Raw genomic sequence first — 19780 nt, forward strand, 5'->3', positions numbered from 1 at the left:
AATATCTCTCACTTTAACCGCTGGCGGATAGGTTAAAATCCGCGTTATATCGGTTAATCTCAGCCAATTGCGAGGGTTCAAATTTCCGGTTATAGGTTTTTTTCACACAGTCTGCAACATTCGAGAAACTAAAGTGTCCTTACTCCATCAATTGGACACACACGCACCATTTCGTTAAACTAACCCCTAATCACCATGTTACCATGAAATTTCTACCAGCCCTAATTCTGGCGCTTTTTACTTCTGTGGCATTCGCCCAACAGTCCCGATTAACCGGCATTTTAGCCGACTCCTCCAGCAAAGTACCCGCTGAATTCGCGACAGTTGCTTTGATGAAAAACAACAAAATCCTTGAAGGAACAACTGCCGACTCCCTAGGCAGATTCCACTTCGACAAAGTGGAGCCTGGCCATTATGCACTTCAGATTTCATTATTGGGCTACACCACCAAAATCGTTGAAAAAGTTCATGTAACCAAAGACCTCGACCTGGGCACAATCCTGGTGGTGTCCAATACAAAAAAACTGGATGAAGTAACCGTAACCGAACAAAAAGGTCTTTTCGAAGAACGCTCCGACCGTATGGTCTACAATGCGGAAAAGGATATTGGTATCAAAGGAGGTGATGCGACTGATGTATTGAAACGTATCCCCTCTATAGCCGTGGATATAGAAGGCAATGTGCAGCTTCGCGGTAGCGGTAACATCAAAGTTTTGATCAATAATAAGCCTTCAAGCATTGTAGCACGAAGTGTTTCGGATGCATTGAAACAGATCCCCGCAGACATCATCAAACAAGTGGAGGTAATCACCTCGCCTTCTGCAAAATATGATGCAGAAGGGACTGCCGGCATTATCAATATCATCACCAAAAAGAATAGCTTGCAGGGAACCAATGGATCGATCAGCCCCAACTTCAGCCGCTGGAATAACTGGTACAATGGTTCTATTAATCACCGAATGAAAAGTATTTCTATCGCTGCCAACGGTGGTTTCAGCGACTGGAAAAATAAAAGGACAATCGACCTTATCCGAAACTTTGAAAGTGAGGGTGTCAGCAGCAATCAGAATCAGGGACAACTTGTTGCCGGCTCAGGAAAGAATTTTTATGGCAACCTGAATGTGGACTGGGATATCGACACCCTGAACCGCCTTGGTGCAGGGCTCAATTACTACAATGGTATCAATACCAATGGGTTTGATATCAACTTCCGGGAAATCAGCCAGGGAAACCTGATTCAGTTTTTCCAACGCGATATGAGCCGTACTTATGACTGGGCCGGAGCTACTGTAAATCTGGATTATACCCGATTATTTAAGAAACCTAAAAAGGAGCTTAATCTGCTGATGATGTACTCTTTTGAAGAGGAAGACAGCGACTATTGGTCAGATCTGGCAAATGAGTCTAATCTGACCTATTTCAGGGAAAAGAGCTACAATATCAGCAATAATAAGGAAGGGACTATTCAGCTGGATTTCACCAATCCGATCGACAGCATCAGCACGATTGAAATGGGTTCAAAAGCCATATTCAGAGGCATTCTCAGCGACTACCGTATTGCCAGGGCAGAGGACGGTTCCACGGACTTTGTTAATATTCCGTCACTGGCAGATGTTTTTGATTATGCACAACAAGTGGCATCCGCCTATTTCGTTTACAGCCGTACGCCCAAAAAGAAATGGGGAATTAATCTCGGCGCGCGCTATGAGCAAACTTTCATACAGGCTAACTTTTTGAATCAGACCAGCTCATTCTCAAACTCATACGGCAACTTCATTCCCAATATCAGTCTTTCAAAAAGCCTTCCCAAAGACCAGCAGGTTCGTTTCAGCTATACACAGCGTATTCAGCGTCCCCAGTTTTTCTTTTTGAATCCTTATATCAATCAGTCGGATTCTAAAAATCAATATGGAGGGAATCCATATCTCAAACCGGAACTAACGCACTCTCTGGAAGCCAATTACACGGTTAACATCAAGGAAACCAATCTGAATGCTTCATTTTTCCTGAGACAAACCAACAATGCCATCGAGAGTGTGAGTACGGTAGACAGTGAAGGGGTATTGTTGCAGTTGTTCCAGAATGTTGCGCAAAATTCGGCTTATGGAGTAAACCTGAGTGCCAATACAAAAATCACGAAAAAATGGTCAGTGAATAGCTCGCTAAACCTCTTTTATAACATTTTAGAGAGCAAAGAATTACAAGCCCGTAATGCAGACTGGATGTACCGCATCAACCTGAATTCCACCATTGATCTGGGTAAAGGTTTCAAAGCGCAATTCTTTGGCTTCTATAATTCTGCGAAAGTGAATCTTCAGGGCAGGTTCGGCGCATTCGGATTTTACAATATGGTCGTACAAAAAGAAATATTGAAGAAAAAAGCCACCATCGGTGTCGGTTATGACAATCCGTTCAACGATACTATCAAGTGGCGCAATGACTTTAACGGTGCCAATTTCCGGCAAACTCAGGATGTAGCCATGTACCGCCGGGGCTGGAGAGTTAATCTCAAATATGAATTCGGTAAAATGAACGGATCACCACGTCAGAAAAAGAAAATCAGCAATGATGATAAGAAATCCGGAGAAGGCAACGGTTGATTCATTATGAAATCAAAATAAGACTTTACAACAGGCAGCTCTTGGTAGCTGCCTGTTGCTTTTTAAACATATTTTTAACGCTCTAAGAATTCTTCTACGATCCGCCTCGTTATATGAAAACGTATATAAATTTGTATCGTATTTATATTGAGGGCCGCAAGGCCGGTATCAGCTTCAATGACAAACAATAACAGGACGAGGAAGACGGGGCGCTTTAACAGATTCATTTGGATTACCTTCATTCTACTTCATACGCTCTGCCAGTCCTTCTCACAGGGATTAGGAAAAGTATCGCGCTACGGTATTCAGGAGGGGCTTTCCTATGGCGTTGTAAATGACATTGCCCAGGGAAATAAGGGCTTTTTATGGTTTGCTACCGGCGATGGACTCAACCGGTTCGACGGACACGACTTCAAGGTTTACAAACATAATCCACAGGATACCAACAGTATAGCAGGAAATTATGTAAAGTCCATTCTTGCAGATCCGGACGGTACCCTCTGGATTTCCTCCAGAAATGGTATGAGCGAGTTCATTACCAGCCGGGAAAAATTTGTCAGATACCTTCCTTCTTCCCAGAAAAGGGGAATCAATAATGATGTCAGCGATATATCAAAGGCAAGAAACGGAGATTTATGGATATCATTAAACGGATCCGGATTTGCTTCTTTTAACAAGAAAAACAAAAAGTATAGATTTTATGACCAAAAGAATCTGCCCGGATTACAAACCAATTCCATTCTGAATATTTTTGAGGATTCTCATGGATTGCTTTGGCTGGGTACCAGAGAAACCGGTGTTGAACTCTTTGAAACCGACGCTCAGAGAAATCTGAAGAAATCCCGGATAGATTTCAGCATTCTTCCCAAAACACGTATTCATCAGGTTTTTGAGGATCATTTCAAAAATATATGGATTGCATCCGCAAAAGGATTATTTGTATACCAGCGAAAGGAAAGCAGATTTTATCAGATCAACATTTCTACTTTCCACAAAAGCAACATTTATCTGTCTCTGTTGGAAAATAAGGCAGGTATACTCTTTGTGGGCGTGCAGGATGGAGGTGTCTACAGTGTTGACCTGAACAAGTTCCATAGTAAACCTGTGTCTCAGTATGAATTCATTCTGGTCAAAAACACGCAGAACGAAGGAATTACGCAGCGCTCGGTTCAGACCATGTTTCTTGATAAATATCAGAATATTTGGTTGGGTACATACGGCGAAGGCGTGTACATGATAGGCAGCATTCCCGAGAAATTCACCCTTTTCCAGAAAAGAATTGCCGATTCACGGGCGGAGGCCTATCTGAGGTTCTACGGAATGTGTACTGACAAACAGGGAAATCTCTGGCTGGGGACAGACGGTGATGGCATATACAAAACAACTCCTTCGGGGCAGTTACTCAAACATTACAAGGTGGACGGTCGGCCTGGCAGCCTCACGGATGGAGCAATCATTGCAGCTCATCGCGACAGGCAAGGCAATCTTTGGTTTGGAAGTTATTCCAAAGGTTTATTTCTATACAATGCTGATAACGATTCCTTTACCCGATTTCCCGGTAATACTACCCAACCGGGAAGCCCGCCGGTAAATGATGTCCGTGTCATTTATGAAGACTCTAAAAACAGGCTGTGGGTGGGAACAAATGGTGGCGGACTGTGTTTGCTTGACCGCAAAACCGGAAATTTCAGACAGTTTGTTCCGGGTAACAGCAGTATTAATGCCAATGACGTCCGGGCGATTGTTGAAGATAAAAAAGGAAACCTTTGGATTGGTACGTATGGCGGCGGACTTAATTACCTGAATACTGAAACACTGCGTTTTACTCAATTCTTCAACAGCACAAGGCAAGGATTTCTGATTTCAAACCGCATCATTTTTTCACTATATCTCGACAACCAGGATCGCCTTTTTATCGGTACTGAGGGAAACGGGCTTGTGCTTTACGACATTCCTAACAAACAGGTTAAACGCTACAATGAACGAAACGGGTTGGCCAACAACGTAATCAATGCGATTCAAGCTGAAAATGAAAAACGCGTTTGGATCAGCACCAACAGGGGGTTGTCCCTGATTGACCTCGGTGCCAACCGCATCGAAAACTTTGATCATAGCGACGGACTACAGGCTGGTCAATTCAACCCAAATTCATTCCTGGCTGGCCCTGATAATCGTTTTCTGGTTTTCGGTGGGACTGAGGGCTGGAATATTTTTAATCCGGGAGATATCCACTTATCATCCTATAAGCCCCCGGTTTTGATTACCGGTCTGCAACTATTCGGGAAGGATGTAGAAGTGGGCAGCATACAAAATGGCAGAGTCATTCTGGAAGAGCAGATCAATCCCTATTCAAGTATTACACTGAAGCCTGACGAATCAGTATTTTCCATCCAGTATACTGCATTAAACTATGCTTATCCGGAGAAAGGCCAGTTTGCCTATAAGCTGGACGGGCTGGATCACGATTGGAACTATGTAAAAAACGAACGTACTGCTACCTACAGGTATTTGTCTCCCGGAGACTATACATTCAGAGTAAAGGCGTCCAACCAGGACGGAGTTTGGTCAGAAGAACAGAGTACACTTAGAATCCGGATCCTGCCCCCCTGGTACCAGACCTGGTGGGCGATTGTTTTGTATGTATTGGGAGCAGGTTTTTTAATCTATTATTACCAAAAATACAAGAACAGACAAGCTGCTCTGAAATATAAAGTAAGCCTCGCACAGCTGGAATCACAAAAAGAAAAGGAACTGAATGAAAGGAAAATTTCCTATTTCACGAACATTTCTCACGAATTCAGAACTCCGCTGACGTTAATCATAAACCCTGTAAAAGAGTTGCTGCTTAAACAGGACAATGATAACAGCGCCAACCTGAATATTATTTACCGGAACTCTAAACGGCTGTTAAGTCTGGTAGACCAGCTCCTGCTATTTCGCAAGGCAGACCAGAAACAGAATGAACTCCACCTTGGAACACATCTCCTGCCACCATTACTCAACGAAGTCTTTTCTTACTTTTTGCATCAGGCCGAACAAAAGCATCTCCGGTACGAGCTGATCTGTGAAAATGAAAATATTGAGATCAATGCTGATAGCGAAAAACTGGAAATCGCGCTATTCAATCTCATTTCGAATGCGATCAAGTTCACACCTGATCGCGGAACCGTATTGGTGCGTTTGTCTGAGCGGGACAATGAAATCAGTATCATGGTAGAAGACAGCGGTATAGGAATCCCGGCAGATGCTGGAGAAAGAATTTTCTCTGTTTTTGACCAATATCCGGATAAACGGGCACTTTCAAAGGGAGGTTTTGGTATCGGATTGTTTCTTGCAAAAACATTTGTAGAGACCCATTTCGGAACGTTGACTTACGAACCTAATCCTTCAGGAGGTACCATTTTTACGATAACATTGCCAAAAAATCATCCTGATCTGCAATCAGTTATAAAACCAGATGGCGCCGGACACAAATCTTCTGTTTTTCTGGAAGAACTGTCACTGGCAAATTTTGAAACTGAAAAGGATTCTAAAAGAACAAAACTGGGTCGGCCTGTTCGTGAAGAGCTGAACGCAAAAATGGAAACGATGCTGCTGGTAGATGATGATAGTGAAATGCGCACCTATCTGTCTGGTATTTTTGGCGATCAATACAAATTACTTGAAGCTGACAGTGCCGAGCTTGGCCTTGAATTGGTAAAAAAACATAGCCCGGATATTGTACTCAGCGATGTGATGATGGGCGGGATGACAGGTATCGAAATGTGTGAGCGCATGAAAGAGGACATTTCGGTAAGCCATATTCCGGTCGTACTGCTGACCGCCAGCTCGTCTCAGGAATCCAGACTGAAAGGTATCGAAGGAGGTGCCGACGACTACATCAGTAAGCCATTCGACAAAGATTTACTCGTAGCCAGAGTGGCTTCATTGTTGAAAAGCAGAAGTGATCTGCAAAAGTATTTTTACAACGAAATCACCCTGCAATCGGGCGACTCGAAGATATCTCCGGAGTACAAAGAGTTTCTTGAAAAATGTATTTCTATCGTTGAACAACACATCACAAATCCGGAGTTCAACATCAAAGTACTGGCTTCTGAAATCGGGATGAGCCACTCCACTTTGTACAACCGGATCAAGTCTATTTCGGGCCAGTCGACAAATAGCTTCATCAGGTTTATCAGACTAAGGCGCGCAGCCGAAATATTGATCAGTACCGACACTACCATACTCGAAACTGCCGAGCAGGTAGGCATCAATGACGTCAAATACTTCCGCATTCAGTTCACCGCACTCTTTGGTATGAAGCCATCAGAATATATAAAAAAATACAGAAAACCCTTTCACGAACGACATCCACTCAACAAGGATATTTTCAAATCGAAATAAAATTTTTGTGACCATATTTTTAAATATGTTTAGTTAAAAATGCCCGATTCTAATAGGATCGGGCATTTTTATTGAATTACCCCCTCTTTATTATGAAAATACCCCCTCTTCGTAACATTTAAATAATCCTACTTTTGATCGATCAGTTTATAAATCTCCCCAACCCTTTCAGCACTTGGTATTATTTCAAGATTCGCCTTATTCTGTACGAATCAATATTACTGTGAGCTGAAAAAACAAGGATAATCCAAGACTGACTAACTGACCAAATTTTAACTATCAACTTAATTCATGTATGAAAAAAAGTTTTCATAAACATGCTGAATTCATTCGGCTGTCTTACGAAAAAACAAAAGCGGCAGGGCTTCTCCTGATGCTGCTTTCGGTGCTTTCTACTTTCTCTTACGGACAAACTTTGTCGGTAAAAGGAGTGGTAACAGGCGACAACGGAGAGACACTTCCGGGTGCCAGTGTAATACTGAAAGGAACCACTACCGGAACTACAACGGATGTGGATGGAAATTATACACTGAACCTTCCTGACGGTAGCGGTACACTTGTGTATACTTATATTGGATACATCGCGCAGGAAATCGCAGTAGGCAACCGCAGCCAGATCGATGTAAAACTGGTGACGAACGACAAAACACTTGACGAGCTTGTTGTAGTTGGTTATGGTGTTCAGAAAAAAGCAACACTTACCGGTTCCGTTTCCGAACTGAAAGGTTCTGAAATTGTGAAGAGCCCGCAACCCAACGTTTCCAACTCATTGGCGGGACGTTTCTCTGGTTTCGTAGCCAATAACCGTGGTGGCGAGCCAGGTTACGACGGATCTTCTTACACCATTCGTGGTTCTGCTTCCACAGGAAACAACGACGTATTGGTTGTAGTTGATGGTATTCCTGGTCAGGTTGGTGGTTTGGACCGTCTTGATCCAAACGATATCGAAAGTATCTCGATCCTGAAAGATGCATCTGCTGCCGTATACGGTAGCCGTGCTGCGAACGGGGTAATCCTTGTAACAACCAAACGCGGAACTACAGGTAAGCCAGTTATTTCTTACAGCTTCAACCAGGGTTTCTCCTCTCCTACCCGCTTGCCAAACATGGCCGATGCTTCTACGTATGCAACGATCATGAACGAGATTGATTACTACAACAATCCGGCGGGAGGCATGAATCAGTTCTATTCAGCTGAAGAAATTGAAAAATTCAGAAATGGTTCTGACCCCATCAACTACCCGAACACAGACTGGCAGAAAGTAGCGTTGAAGAATTTCGCGCTTCAAAACCAGCACAATCTGGGTATTAACGGTGGTACTGAAAACGTGAAGTATTACTTATCTCTTGGTACTATTTACCAGGATGCACTTTACAAAAACTCCGCAACGAAGTACAAGCAATACAACTTCCGTTCGAATATCGACGCCAACGTTACAAAGGATTTCAAAGTGAGCCTGGGTCTGAACGGTCGTCAGGAAAACAGAATGTTCCCGGTTTCATCTGCTGAGAATACTTTCCGTTCCATCTACCGTGCGTACCCGACTTTGATCGACCGTTATCCAAACGGAAATTATTCGACCGGGGTTGAAAACAGCAATCCGGCTGTATTGGGAACTGATATGGGTGGAACTACCAATAACCCGACTTCTATTTTCAATGGTATTCTGAGAGCAAGCTACAACCTGCCATTTGTACAGGGATTGTCAGTAGATGGTTTTTATTCGGTTGATAAATCTTTCAACTTTACCAAAACTTTCGCTGTTCCTTACACGCTTTATAGCTACAACGACGTAACTGATTCTTATTCACAAACCGTAACAGGTGGATCAGCAGGGAAAGCATCATTGTACCAGAAGCAGGTAAACCTTACCAACCTTACTCAGCACATTCGTCTGAATTACCTGAAAAGCATTGGTAAGCACAACATCAACACTTTCGTAGCTTACGAGCAGAACAAAAGAAACGAGATCATTTTCGACGCTAACCGTATCAACTTCCCCACAGTATCAACTCCTGAGTTGTCTCAGGGTGGTGCAGCAGCAACGGACAAAAACAACAGCGGTAGTACCATTAACTTCACAAGAAAAAGTTATATCGGTAGATTCGCCTACGATTACAATGAGAAGTACCTGGCTGAAGTGCAGGCGCGTGTAGATGGTTCTTCTATCTTCCCTAAGGGTAAGCAGTATGGTTTCTTCCCGTCGGTTTCTGCAGGTTACCGTATCTCCGAAGAAGACTGGTTCAAAAGCAGTGTGCGTTTCATCGACGATTTGAAATTCCGTGCTTCATACGGTTCATTGGGTAATGACAACGTAGGTCAGTTCCAGTTCTACAACAATTACACTTTTGTAAACCAATACGTTACAGGTGCAAATGTAATCACTCCTGGTATCGACCTTACGAAACTGGCCAACCCGAACATTACCTGGGAAAAATCGAAGAAACTGGATATTGGTTTGAACGCAGTGTTCCTTAAAAACTTCAATATCGAATTGATCTACTTCGATCAGAAACGCTCTGACATTCTTGCGACGCGTAACGCATCAATACCAAACACATCTGGTATTGTGAATCCACATCCAACGAATGACAATACTCCTCTTGTACCAAGCGAAAACATCGGAAAAGTAAACAACAGCGGTTTTGAAGCTACATTGGGCTACAACCACTCTGGTAAATTCCGTTACAACATCTCAGGTAACGTAACGTATGCGAAAAGCAAAATCATCTTTAAAGATGAGGCTCCGGGCGCACTGGCTCACCAGAGAGAAACAGGAAACCAGCTGAATACTTACCTGCTTTACAACAACCTTGGCATTTTCCGTACGCAAGAGCAACTTGACTCTTACCCGCATTTGAAAGGTGCACAATTGGGTGATTTGATCCTTGAAGACTACAACGGAGATGGACAAATCACAGCTGATGATAAAGTAAGAACAAAATATGGCAACATTCCTTTGCTTACTTACGGTGTTGTTTTCAGCGGAGGTTACGAAGCATTTGACATGTCTATCGTTTTCGCAGGACAAGGCATGGTTAGCCAGTACGTACTTCCTGAGTCAGGCCAGGTTGGTAACTTCTACAGCAGCTGGGCAGATAACAGATGGAGCCCTACAAACCCTGACGGATCGTACCCACGTGCTGATACCCGTGCATCTTCGTCGATCAATGGTGGATTAAACCAAAACAATTTCTGGTTGAACAACGCATCATTCCTTCGTCTTAAAAACGTAGAATTTGGCTATACGTTGCCAAAAGATGCTTTGTCGAAAATCAAAATCCAATCACTGAGAGTGTATGCAAGTGGTTTCAACCTGTTCACCCTTACAGGCGTGAAAGATTTCGATCCGGAAGGAAGCCAGGGAAGCGGCCAGTTCTATCCTCAGCAGCGCATCCTGAACCTTGGGTTAAACATTAAGTTTTAATTGAAAGAATCAAAATGAAGTATATAAAGAAAATAGCCGTTTCATCCGCACTTGCCGCATCGCTGTTTATGGTGTCCTGCCAGGAGAATTTCCTGGATGTGGTTCCTACCGACCGTGTATCTGATGCATCCATTCTGTCTGACTCCGTTTTGTTCGAAGCCTATGTTTTGAACAGATACATGGGTACAAGACTTACTGATAAAGAAGCTGAAGGAACTAATCCTGGCTTCGGACGTGGTTTTGAATACGCGATGTGGTCTTCGTTGACAGACGAGTCCATTTACAACAATGACGACAATACCTGGCTGATCCAACGTGGACAAATTGCCCCTGAAAACACCGGTATTGCAGGTACTTTGTGGGGAAGAAGCTACCGAAGCATTCGTGAGATTAATTATGCATTGGCCAACCTTGAACAGGTGCCGATGAGTGAAGGTAAAAAGAGAAGTCTGAGAGGCGAATTACAATTCCTGCGCGCATTCCGCTACCACGATCTGATCCGTAACTACGGAAGTGTGGTGTTGATGGGTGACAAGGTAACTGAGATCAGCGATGACCTTACGAGCCCGGATCTTTTCAAGCGCTCGGATATCAAGGCTGGTATCGACTATGTATCGGCTCAGCTTGACGAAGCGATTGCTTTGCTTCCTGCATCTAACGACAACAATAACTGGAAGCTTGGCCGTGCTACAAAAGGTGCTGCCATGGCATTGAAATCAAGAATTCTGCTTTACGGAGCAAGTCCGCTTTACAATAATGCTGCAACCTGGGCACAGGCAGCAGCCGCGGCTAAAGCTGTAATGGATTTGAACAAGTATACGCTTTATACAGGTGGATACGGAAATCTGTTTACGAGTAACGACAATTCTGAGATCATCTTCGGACGTCTTTATGCAATCGGTGCGCGCCACGTGTGTCTGGAGATTGCCAACGGTCCTAACAGCTACAACGCATGGGGTGGTAATGTACCTCTTCAAAATCTTGTAGACGATTACGAGATGAAGGACGGTACCAGAATCACAGATGCCAATACAACTTATGATGCAAAGAATCCATACCTGAACCGTGATCCACGTTTCTACGCAACGATCCTTTACAATGGAGCAACGTACCGTAACAGCACGATAGAAACTTTCACGCCGGGTGGCAAGGATAGCAAAGATGGTCCGTCCAACTGGAACACCTCGAAGACTGGTTACTACATGAAGAAATTCATGAACGACAACCTGCCTATCGACAACCCATGGGATGTAGCAGGAACGCAAACCTGGATTTACTTCCGTTATGCTGAAATTCTGCTGAACTATGCAGAAGCACAAAACGAAGCATCGGGACCTGATGCAACTGTGCATGCAGCCATTAATGCCGTAAGACAGCGTACAGGTGTAAACATGCCAATACTTCCGGCAGGACTTACACAGGCACAGATGCGTGAGCGTATCCACAACGAAAGACGCATTGAGCTTGCATTTGAAGAACACCGTTTCTACGATGTACGCCGTTGGAAAACTGCTCCTGTAAAAGAAAACGTACCTGCTTACGGTATCGAGATCACTAAGAGCGGAACCAACTATGTATACACGAGAAAAGAAGCACTTACCGGTAAAAGTTTCGTTGAGAAACAATACTGGTTGCCAATTCCCCGTGCGGAAATACAGGCTTCCAATAATCAGTTGACCCAGAATCAGGGCTACTAATTGAGTCTTCACCGAAGCCCTTTTCCCACTAACAGGAAAAGGGCTTTTTTTATCCCCTAACCCATGTCCAATACCACTACCTCCAGCCGGGCACTTTTCTTCGCCGGTCTCACATCGCTCTTTCTGGCTTGCAAAGGATCAGAAACAGGTGTCAAAAAACAGGAAAGCGATAATGTGATTACGCTTACGGTTAATCCGGCAGCCACATTTCAAACCATTGATCACTTCGGGGCGTCCGATGCCTGGTCGGGGCAGTTTGTAGGAAACTGGCCGGATGCAAAACGCAAAGCTATTGCTGATTTATTATTTAGTCAGGAAGCGGATGCGAACGGTCAACCCAAAGGAATCGGTTTGTCGTTATGGCGATTTAACATCGGTGCCGGCACTGCCGAACAGGGTGCGCAAAGCGGGATCGGCGACGAATGGCGCAGAGCAGAATCCTTCCTGAACAATGATGGCTCGTATGACTGGAACAAGCAAGCAGGTCAGGTTTGGTTTCTGAATGCTGCCAAAGAACGTGGTGTGAATGAATTCCTGGCGTTTCCGAACAGTCCTCCTGTGCAGTTTACTGTGAACAAAAAAGGTTATGCGAGTAACGGAAAAAGCAACCTTGCTCCTTCTGAATTTCCCAAATTTGCCAACTATCTGGCGGATGTGATTTCAGGTGTAAAAAACAAAACCGGCATCACATTTAACCATATCAGTCCTGTGAACGAACCTCAATGGGATTGGAGTGATGGCGGCCAGGAAGGAACCCCTTTCTATAACAACGAAATTGCACAAATTACCAAAGCGCTGAGTTCAGCTTTGATCAGCCAAAAGCTGCCTACCAAAATTGATATTGCGGAAGCAGGACAGATTGATTACCTGTATTCTGAATTTAATAAGCAGGATCGCCAGAATCAGATCTATGCGTTTTTTGATAAAGCATCTCCGAACTATGTTGGCGACCTTCCAAACCTTTCCAGGAGCATTTCAGGACACAGTTATTTCACCACCTCTCCTTTCCGGGCAGCGGCTGAAAAAAGGACGAAACTGGCTGAAAAGTTGAAATCTGTTGAAGGGTTGAAATACTGGATGTCGGAGTATTGTATACTTGGTGATAACGATGGAGAAATCAACGGAAATGGGAAGGATCTGGGTATAGATCCCGGGATTTACGTCGCCAAGGTTATTCATAATGATCTGGTAAATGCAGGTGCTTCTGCATGGCACTGGTGGATCGCCATTTCTCCTTATGATTACAAAGACGGTCTTATTTACATTGATAAAAACAAAACAGACGGTAATTTTCAGAGTTCCAAAATGCTTTGGTCATTGGGCCAATTTAGCCGTTTTGTTCGTCCGGGTGCAGTAAGAACAGAGATTATTTCCAACAAACCAGAAAATGATCTGCTGATTTCATCCTACAAAAATACTAACGGTGAACTGGTAACAGTATTGATCAATTCCGGAACACAAACCAGAGATGTAGTAATTAAAACAGGACAGAATAACCTGACTATTACCAAGGGATATCAAACTTCGGCAACTGCTGATATGGAACCTTTTGATATAACAGCCGCGACATCAGGTTTGAAAGTTAGTCCGAGAAGTATTGTTACGCTGATTGGGACGGCGAAATAATTACTACCACAAGTTAGTATTACAGTAATGCTCCATCACAGAATATCTGAATTAAGGGTAATTCCTGATGGAGCATTTATTTTACTCTCCTTTTAATACTTCAACTCCTTAATTTTAGCAATAACCCTGTTCGCTACAATCTGATATCCTTTGTCGTTCATGTGAATATCGTCATTATTAATATCGCTGCGCATGCCTCTCGGAAAATTCATCCTTTCCAGATCCTGCCGGTCTGCAGCAGATGGGGTATATTCTATGGCAGCCATTTCCTCGTCAGTAGGAGGCGTCATCACTACAAAGTTTTTACCATACTTCTCAGCCAGGCGAGTATTAATCCCCGAAATGAGGTTATAATTGGATGTTCCCTGATTATCATTGGTGCCCTGAAGAATTCCAAGGATAATGTACCTGGCCGGGGAATTGATGTAAGCTACCGAATCCTCCAAAGCAGGCATGATATCAGACTCCACCCCTCTTCCGATATTGTTACGGCCATACCAGAGGATTTGTGTTGCTGATCTCACCCTTGGCCCGTCATCCAGAAGAAATTCCGAATCTTCGGGTACATCAATCACGCTGACAGTCGCCGGTGTAATTGTATATCTGTCTCCTGAAAATCTACGGATCGTACAGCTCACACCATTGATTTTTCCCGTTCTGCTGTATTCGTGATTATTAGAGATTGTGCTCAGAAACTTGTCATTCAGTTTTGTAATAGTTACCGGCTGTATCCCATTCAATTTATTCCCTTCAATAGAAATAATCAAAGAGCGGCCGCCTTGTCTGACAGCAATACTCGAAGCCACCTGTCCCACAATGCCATCACTCACAATGGGACGGTCTGGGAAAGCCAGACCGACAATATTACCGTATGGACGTATCCCACCAGCGCCAATGGTAAGACTATCCCCTATAAACGCCAGGGTTTTGTCACGATTCTTACGATTAGGGAAAATATCATCCAGCAATCCGCTGCATGAGGAAAGTAAAGTACTACTTAGTGCAACCGCTCCTGTGGTGCGAAGGAAGTCCCTGCGACTCGTATGGCCGGCAGGATATGATCGCTTATTCTGATCTGAAAACATTCTATCTGATAAATCTACGTATATAGCTTTTAACACAATAATTGTTCCAAACAAATAGAGAATATTCTATCGATTAATAGAATCAATTTTGTTGCATTTTTACACGAATCGTAGCTGTGTGGAAGTGTGGATTTTTCAATTTCCAGCGCCCATCAATGCTGCCTTAAAACACAACGACATTTAGAGGAACAATATTTGTGCAGGAGCTGACAAAAAACTGTCATATCATGAAAACCGAAGATATAAGAACCGCAACAAGAATTCTGCTGGGAGCAGGTTTGGTATTTGCAGGTATAGGTCATCTCACGTTTGCGAGGAAAGAATTTCAGGCGCAGGTTCCTGAAATCATTCCAATCCCCAAAGATGATACAGTAGTTTATTCCGGTGTCGCCGAGATATTGCTTGGTACTGCCATAGTCGTTGCTCCAATGAAGCACAGACCACTCATCGGGAAAATAGCCGCAACTTTTTTCACAGCCGTTTTCCCCGGAAACGTTGCTCAGTATGTCAACCAAAAAGACGCTTTCGGCCTGGACTCCAACAGAAAAAGACTGATGAGATTGTTTTTTCAACCCGCACTCATAGCATGGGCATTAGGAAGTACCCATCAGCCGGAAGAAAGCAAATCCTGATCATGATTATCGTATAGCAGTGAGCCAAAATGCCGCTATACGATAATTTTCTTTCTATGCTGCTCACCCCACCTTTGCATGGCATCCAGCACCTCTGAAAGCGTCTCGCTGTAGGGCGTCAGTGCATATTCTACAGTAATAGGTTTGGTTTCACACACCGTACGGCTCACCAAACCGTTCATTTCCAGCTCCTGTAATTCTTTAGACAGAATCCTTGGTGTAATGCCCACTTCCCGCGACAGCTCCCGAAAACGGCGCTTCCCGGTCCGCAGCACCGTAAGCAATACCAGTTTCCATTTACCTCCAACGACGTCAAGTGTATCTCTCACAGCAAGTTGTGACCTTTTGCAGGCCTCATGTGTTAATATGGTATCCATTTTGTAATCGGTATCCTTTTTGTAACAAGTAACAAAGGTATAGCATAGTGACGTAATTTTGTATCAACAATTAAAAATTACAACCATGTCACAAAAAACAATTAAAATTATAGGCTACGTACTCACCGCCATCCTCACTTTTCTTTTCGGAATGAGCGCGTTTATGAAACTGACACAGGATCCGACAGCTTTAGAACAAGCTAAGGGGATTGGATTTGATGCACAGACTTATCTGGCTATCGGCGTTATTGAAATTATTTCATTGCTACTTTTCATCATACCGAGAACAGGATTGCTGGGATCACTTCTCCTGATTGCCTACATGGGCGGAGCTATTGTCACACATTTGCAACATCAGCAACCGATCGCGATGGCAGTTGGCGTACAGGTACTTCTATGGATTACAGTTGCCGTCAGGTTTCCCGAAGTTCATAAGCGTTTGTTCTCGTCATCCGCTGTTTAGTTACAATCTGTAACCCTCTCGTTATTTACATTCATCTTCATCCCAATAGATTTTAATCATGAAAACCAGAAAAATAGATCAGATCCTGCACAATCCTGCTCATCCCGGATTTTTAGGAAAAGGACACATAGCTACTGCCGTGATAGGCGGAAGAAGTTTCGATCAGAACGACCCTTTCATTTTGCTGATGGACGATCAGGTGGATTTACCAGGTGGTGAACCCGCTGGCGGTCCACATCCTCACGCCGGTTTTGAAACTGTAACCCTCATTCTGGAAGGTAATGGAATGGGCTGGGAAACGGGTAGCCTCGAAGTGATGACCGCAGGAAGTGGCATTGTACATACAGAGGAGATTACCGCAGAAACCAAGGTCCGTATTCTGCAGCTATGGCTGATATTACCACCTGAAAAAAGATGGGCTCAGCCCTTCTGGCAGGAGTTGTTGCTCGAAAATGTACCGACAGTGAAGCATGATGACATGGAGATCAGAGTGTATAGCGGTAGCAGCCAAGGGCTTACTTCACCTTTGCAAAACCAGACTCCGTTCACGCTTGTGGATTTTCAACTGAACAAGAACACTTCCGCGAAACAGGAACTGCCTGCCGGATATAACGGATTTGTATATGTCACAAACGGTTCTGTTGTTATCGGCGACCAGCTAATAACTGAAGGCCAGACCGCATGGCTGGAGGAACCTTCGGACAATGAACTCACAGAAGTCAGCTTCAAAACCGGCGATCATTCTGCCCGTTTTATCCTCTATGCAGGAAAACCACAAAACGCACCCATCGTCAGTCACGGTCCGTTCATCGGTGATACCCAAGAGGATATAGCAAGACTGTATCAGGCATACCGTCGTGGTGCATTGCCGCATCTGAATACACTGCCCGACAGCCAAAAGTTAAGACATCAACTGGTGGTATAGAAGAAATAATTTGGTGTACTTATCAGAGGCAAGTCGCTGAAAAAATTTCTGTTCCTGCCATTCAGAGACAGAAGTAAAATGAACAATTTAATACGCCGCCTGACCTGATGATTACGCCGAAACCGAAAACTGCCGGTACCGAAAACTATGGCTGACCAAAACATAATTATATTGTAATTTGTCATTCGTTTTCACTTTCGCACGACTAATACGTGATCCGGAACGATAAACAAGCACATTATAAATTTATAAAACACATGACATTTACCCTCAAAGCCATTTCCGACGCCCACTCCAAAGTTAAATCCGGCGCAGATTTTCCTCAATACATTCAGGATATTAAAGCATTGGGTGTCACAGCATTCACCACCTGGGTGTCTGATAGCCATACGGATTATCATGGTTCAGACGACTTCCGGATCAGTTCAGACAGCAAGTATGAAACGCTTTCCATCGCTGACCAGACGGATCAGGAAGGATTTATCAATAATCTGAAAGCGCACCAGCGCGGAGAAACGGATTATTTTACCTTTTGTAGACAATGTGCAGAGGCAGGTATCGAAAAGTGGATAGTGCTTATAGAGGATATGACCTGCATTTATTATGATAAAGAAGAAAATAACATTTTGGAAGAAATGATTCCGGTTGCTAAATAAGACATTTCCGCAGCTATGTTGGTTGAGTCAATATTGAAAACCTCCTTATTCAGGGAGGTTTTTTACTATCCAAACCCTATTCCTTCGGCCTTCTATTACGGTGCGCTGCACCTGTCGTTTCTTCGTCTTATGCTTGCTGCTCTACAAGTATTACGGCGCTCTGCGCCTTCGCCAACAGAACATAAGGCGCAGAGCGCCGTAATATTTTTAGAAAACCTAATTCTAACGATACACACAAGGTGCAGCGCACAGCAATAATCCCCTACGAGCACTCCTGAACTTCATTACCAATAATCAAATCCCCCTACAAAACAACTTCAACCAGCATTCGATAATTTTTAAGCAATAAAACCTCTTTCTTTGTGCCCTTCAACCAAACCCATAACCGGCACATGGAAAATCATATTCTCTCTAATCTCAAAGCTGTTCAGAAAAGAATTACACAGGCCTGTGAGAAAGCCGGAAGAAATCCTGATGACGTGCAACTGCTGCTGGCAACTAAAACGGTTCCTGCCGAAAAAATCAGAATTGCCGTAGAAGCCGGTTCTTATATCATTGGTGAAAACAAAGTGCAGGAACTTCGTGATAAAGACGCCGGACTGGCTGGCTTGAAGATTGAAAGACATTTCATTGGTCATTTGCAAACCAACAAAATTAAAGATGTCCTTAAGTATGCTACCTGTATTCAGTCCCTGGATCGTATTGTTGTAGCGGAAGAATTGGACAGACGCCTGCAGAAAGAAGGTCGAAGTATAGACGTATTTATTCAGGTAAACACCTCCGGAGAGGAAAGCAAGTTCGGGATTGAACCTGGCCATGCAGTTTCTTTTATTCAGGAAATCCAAAAATTCGATACGCTCAAAATCAAAGGGCTGATGACCATCGGATTACTGGATGTCGAAAAGGAGAAGATGCGACCATCTCTGGCATTGCTACGACATACGCGCGATCAAATACTCGAAGCCCGTATACCCGGAATAGACACGCTGGCTTTATCCATGGGCATGTCCCAGGATCTGGAATTGGCCATTGCAGAAGGATCCAACATGGTACGCGTCGGTACGGCTGTGTTTGGGAATCGTTTCCTTGGAAAAGAAATTTGGAATGAAAACGAAGCCTGACCGGTTGTTACTTCAGCCCGTTTAAATCTGTTTAATTAATTACAACGTGTAATGAATGTTTTCGAAATCATCATCAACGACCAGGAGAAGGTCGCGATGGAGGATGTGTTTCACAGTGCAGACAACAAAGCTGCGCTTACTCAGATCATTAAGGAACACAGATATCTGGATGTTCTTGAACAATACAAATTACCGGTAAGTAATAAAGTGCTGCTCTATGGCGACTCCGGATGTGGCAAGACCACTACCGCCAAAGCCATCGCTACTGCCCTCGGCAAAAAAATTGTGATTGTAGATCTGAGTACACTGGTGAACTCGCGCATTGGTGAAACTTCCAGAAATATAAAAGGGCTTTTTGATAAAGCTGCAAGAGACAAAGCGGTACTGTTTCTGGATGAGTTTGATCAGATCGGTAAAATGCGAAGCACCGACGATAAAGAAGTCGGAGAAATGAGGCGACTTGTGAATGCCATCATCCAACAAATCGATTACCTGCCTCAGCATGCGATTCTGGTGTGTGCTACAAATTACTATGACCTGATTGATATTGCTTTGATCCGCCGGTTTCAGCTTCGCCTCAAATTTGAATTACCCGATGAAGCCAGGCTGGATGAATATTACGACAAACTGCTTTCAACCTTTCCTCCTCATTTACAAAACATTGAACGTAAATACGGCACCTCCTTTGCTGAAGTAAAGGATTATGTTCATGCCGAATTAAAGAAACGAATTATTCGGGATTTGGAACAAGCTGACTGACGCTGGATCAGAATTTGCAGCAGATC

The 19780-nt window shown here is 43.8% G+C and carries 13 protein-coding genes; 11 read left to right on the forward strand and 2 right to left on the reverse strand.

The genetic code is table 11. From position 1 onward, the window contains the following. The first annotated feature begins 203 nt into the window (after nucleotides 1-203). The 5 genes from DSL64_RS17885 to DSL64_RS17905 all read left to right on the forward strand — a co-directional run bounded on the left by DSL64_RS17885 (nucleotide 204) and on the right by DSL64_RS17905 (nucleotide 13736). Nucleotides 204-2600, forward strand: coding sequence for a TonB-dependent receptor (locus DSL64_RS17885; RefSeq protein ID WP_115832290.1), 2397 nt, complete (start codon nucleotides 204-206; stop codon nucleotides 2598-2600). A gap of 177 nt (nucleotides 2601-2777) precedes the next feature. After that, nucleotides 2778-6986 (forward strand): two-component regulator propeller domain-containing protein, encoded by a 4209-nt coding sequence (locus tag DSL64_RS17890; RefSeq protein WP_115832291.1) that lies wholly within the window; start codon nucleotides 2778-2780, stop codon nucleotides 6984-6986. A gap of 295 nt (nucleotides 6987-7281) precedes the next feature. Further along, the gene (locus DSL64_RS17895) at nucleotides 7282-10413 is read left to right on the forward strand and encodes a SusC/RagA family TonB-linked outer membrane protein (RefSeq protein WP_115832292.1); all 3132 of its coding nucleotides are present in this window, start codon (nucleotides 7282-7284) and stop codon (nucleotides 10411-10413) included. Between the two features lie 14 nt (nucleotides 10414-10427). Next, a complete protein-coding gene (locus tag DSL64_RS17900; protein WP_115832293.1) occupies nucleotides 10428-12110 on the forward strand; it encodes a RagB/SusD family nutrient uptake outer membrane protein in 1683 nt (560 codons plus the stop codon). Nucleotides 12111-12173: 63 nt separating this feature from the next. Continuing rightward, nucleotides 12174-13736 (forward strand): glycoside hydrolase, encoded by a 1563-nt coding sequence (locus tag DSL64_RS17905; RefSeq protein ID WP_115832294.1) that lies wholly within the window; start codon nucleotides 12174-12176, stop codon nucleotides 13734-13736. A gap of 92 nt (nucleotides 13737-13828) precedes the next feature. On the opposite strand, the gene DSL64_RS17910 is transcribed toward DSL64_RS17905, so the two are convergent. Then, nucleotides 13829-14821, reverse strand: coding sequence for an SGNH/GDSL hydrolase family protein (locus DSL64_RS17910; protein WP_229217131.1), 993 nt, complete (start codon nucleotides 14819-14821; stop codon nucleotides 13829-13831). 227 nt (nucleotides 14822-15048) lie between these two features. On the opposite strand from DSL64_RS17910, the gene DSL64_RS17915 reads away from it, so the two are divergent. Next, nucleotides 15049-15453, forward strand: coding sequence for a DoxX family protein (locus DSL64_RS17915; protein ID WP_115832295.1), 405 nt, complete (start codon nucleotides 15049-15051; stop codon nucleotides 15451-15453). 35 nt (nucleotides 15454-15488) lie between these two features. On the opposite strand, the gene DSL64_RS17920 is transcribed toward DSL64_RS17915, so the two are convergent. After that, entirely contained in the window at nucleotides 15489-15830 is a 342-nt protein-coding gene (locus DSL64_RS17920; RefSeq protein ID WP_115832296.1) for a winged helix-turn-helix transcriptional regulator, read from the reverse strand. Between the two features lie 85 nt (nucleotides 15831-15915). Here DSL64_RS17920 and DSL64_RS17925 point away from each other — a divergent pair, with 85 nt between their 5' ends. From DSL64_RS17925 to DSL64_RS17945, 5 genes are all read left to right on the forward strand, one after another. Then, nucleotides 15916-16293 carry a DoxX family protein gene (locus DSL64_RS17925; RefSeq protein ID WP_115832297.1) on the forward strand — a complete coding sequence of 126 codons (378 nt, stop codon included), beginning with the start codon at nucleotides 15916-15918 and terminating at the stop codon, nucleotides 16291-16293. Between the two features lie 58 nt (nucleotides 16294-16351). Further along, complete coding sequence (locus DSL64_RS17930) at nucleotides 16352-17218, forward strand: pirin family protein (protein WP_115832298.1); 867 nt, start codon at nucleotides 16352-16354, stop codon at nucleotides 17216-17218. Nucleotides 17219-17475: 257 nt separating this feature from the next. After that, on the forward strand, nucleotides 17476-17874 hold the full coding sequence (locus DSL64_RS17935; RefSeq protein WP_115832299.1) for a DUF1398 domain-containing protein: 399 nt from the start codon (nucleotides 17476-17478) through the stop codon (nucleotides 17872-17874). A gap of 392 nt (nucleotides 17875-18266) precedes the next feature. Further along, the gene (locus DSL64_RS17940) at nucleotides 18267-18995 is read left to right on the forward strand and encodes a YggS family pyridoxal phosphate-dependent enzyme (RefSeq protein WP_115832300.1); all 729 of its coding nucleotides are present in this window, start codon (nucleotides 18267-18269) and stop codon (nucleotides 18993-18995) included. A 51-nt stretch (nucleotides 18996-19046) separates the two neighbouring features. Further along, nucleotides 19047-19754, forward strand: a complete 708-nt coding sequence (locus tag DSL64_RS17945; RefSeq protein WP_115832301.1) for an AAA family ATPase — start codon at nucleotides 19047-19049, stop codon at nucleotides 19752-19754. The last annotated feature ends 26 nt before the right edge of the window (nucleotides 19755-19780 follow it).

The sequence above is a fragment of the Dyadobacter luteus genome (genome assembly GCF_003383615.1).
In the GTDB taxonomy this organism is placed as follows: domain Bacteria; phylum Bacteroidota; class Bacteroidia; order Cytophagales; family Spirosomataceae; genus Dyadobacter; species Dyadobacter luteus.

Bases quoted from the DNA above. Each gene is read 5' to 3' on its own strand.
- DSL64_RS17895 (WP_115832292.1), top strand. From the start codon at position 7,282: ATGAAAAAAAGTTTTCATAAACATGCTGAATTCATTCGGCTGTCTTAC.
- DSL64_RS17910 (WP_229217131.1), bottom strand. From the start codon at position 14,821: ATGTTTTCAGATCAGAATAAGCGATCATATCCTGCCGGCCATACGAGT.
- DSL64_RS17925 (WP_115832297.1), top strand. From the start codon at position 15,916: ATGTCACAAAAAACAATTAAAATTATAGGCTACGTACTCACCGCCATC.
- DSL64_RS17900 (WP_115832293.1), top strand. From the start codon at position 10,428: ATGAAGTATATAAAGAAAATAGCCGTTTCATCCGCACTTGCCGCATCG.
- DSL64_RS17915 (WP_115832295.1), top strand. From the start codon at position 15,049: ATGAAAACCGAAGATATAAGAACCGCAACAAGAATTCTGCTGGGAGCA.
- DSL64_RS17940 (WP_115832300.1), top strand. From the start codon at position 18,267: ATGGAAAATCATATTCTCTCTAATCTCAAAGCTGTTCAGAAAAGAATT.
- DSL64_RS17930 (WP_115832298.1), top strand. From the start codon at position 16,352: ATGAAAACCAGAAAAATAGATCAGATCCTGCACAATCCTGCTCATCCC.
- DSL64_RS17890 (WP_115832291.1), top strand. From the start codon at position 2,778: ATGACAAACAATAACAGGACGAGGAAGACGGGGCGCTTTAACAGATTC.
- DSL64_RS17920 (WP_115832296.1), bottom strand. From the start codon at position 15,830: ATGGATACCATATTAACACATGAGGCCTGCAAAAGGTCACAACTTGCT.
- DSL64_RS17945 (WP_115832301.1), top strand. From the start codon at position 19,047: ATGAATGTTTTCGAAATCATCATCAACGACCAGGAGAAGGTCGCGATG.
- DSL64_RS17935 (WP_115832299.1), top strand. From the start codon at position 17,476: ATGACATTTACCCTCAAAGCCATTTCCGACGCCCACTCCAAAGTTAAA.
- DSL64_RS17885 (WP_115832290.1), top strand. From the start codon at position 204: ATGAAATTTCTACCAGCCCTAATTCTGGCGCTTTTTACTTCTGTGGCA.
- DSL64_RS17905 (WP_115832294.1), top strand. From the start codon at position 12,174: ATGTCCAATACCACTACCTCCAGCCGGGCACTTTTCTTCGCCGGTCTC.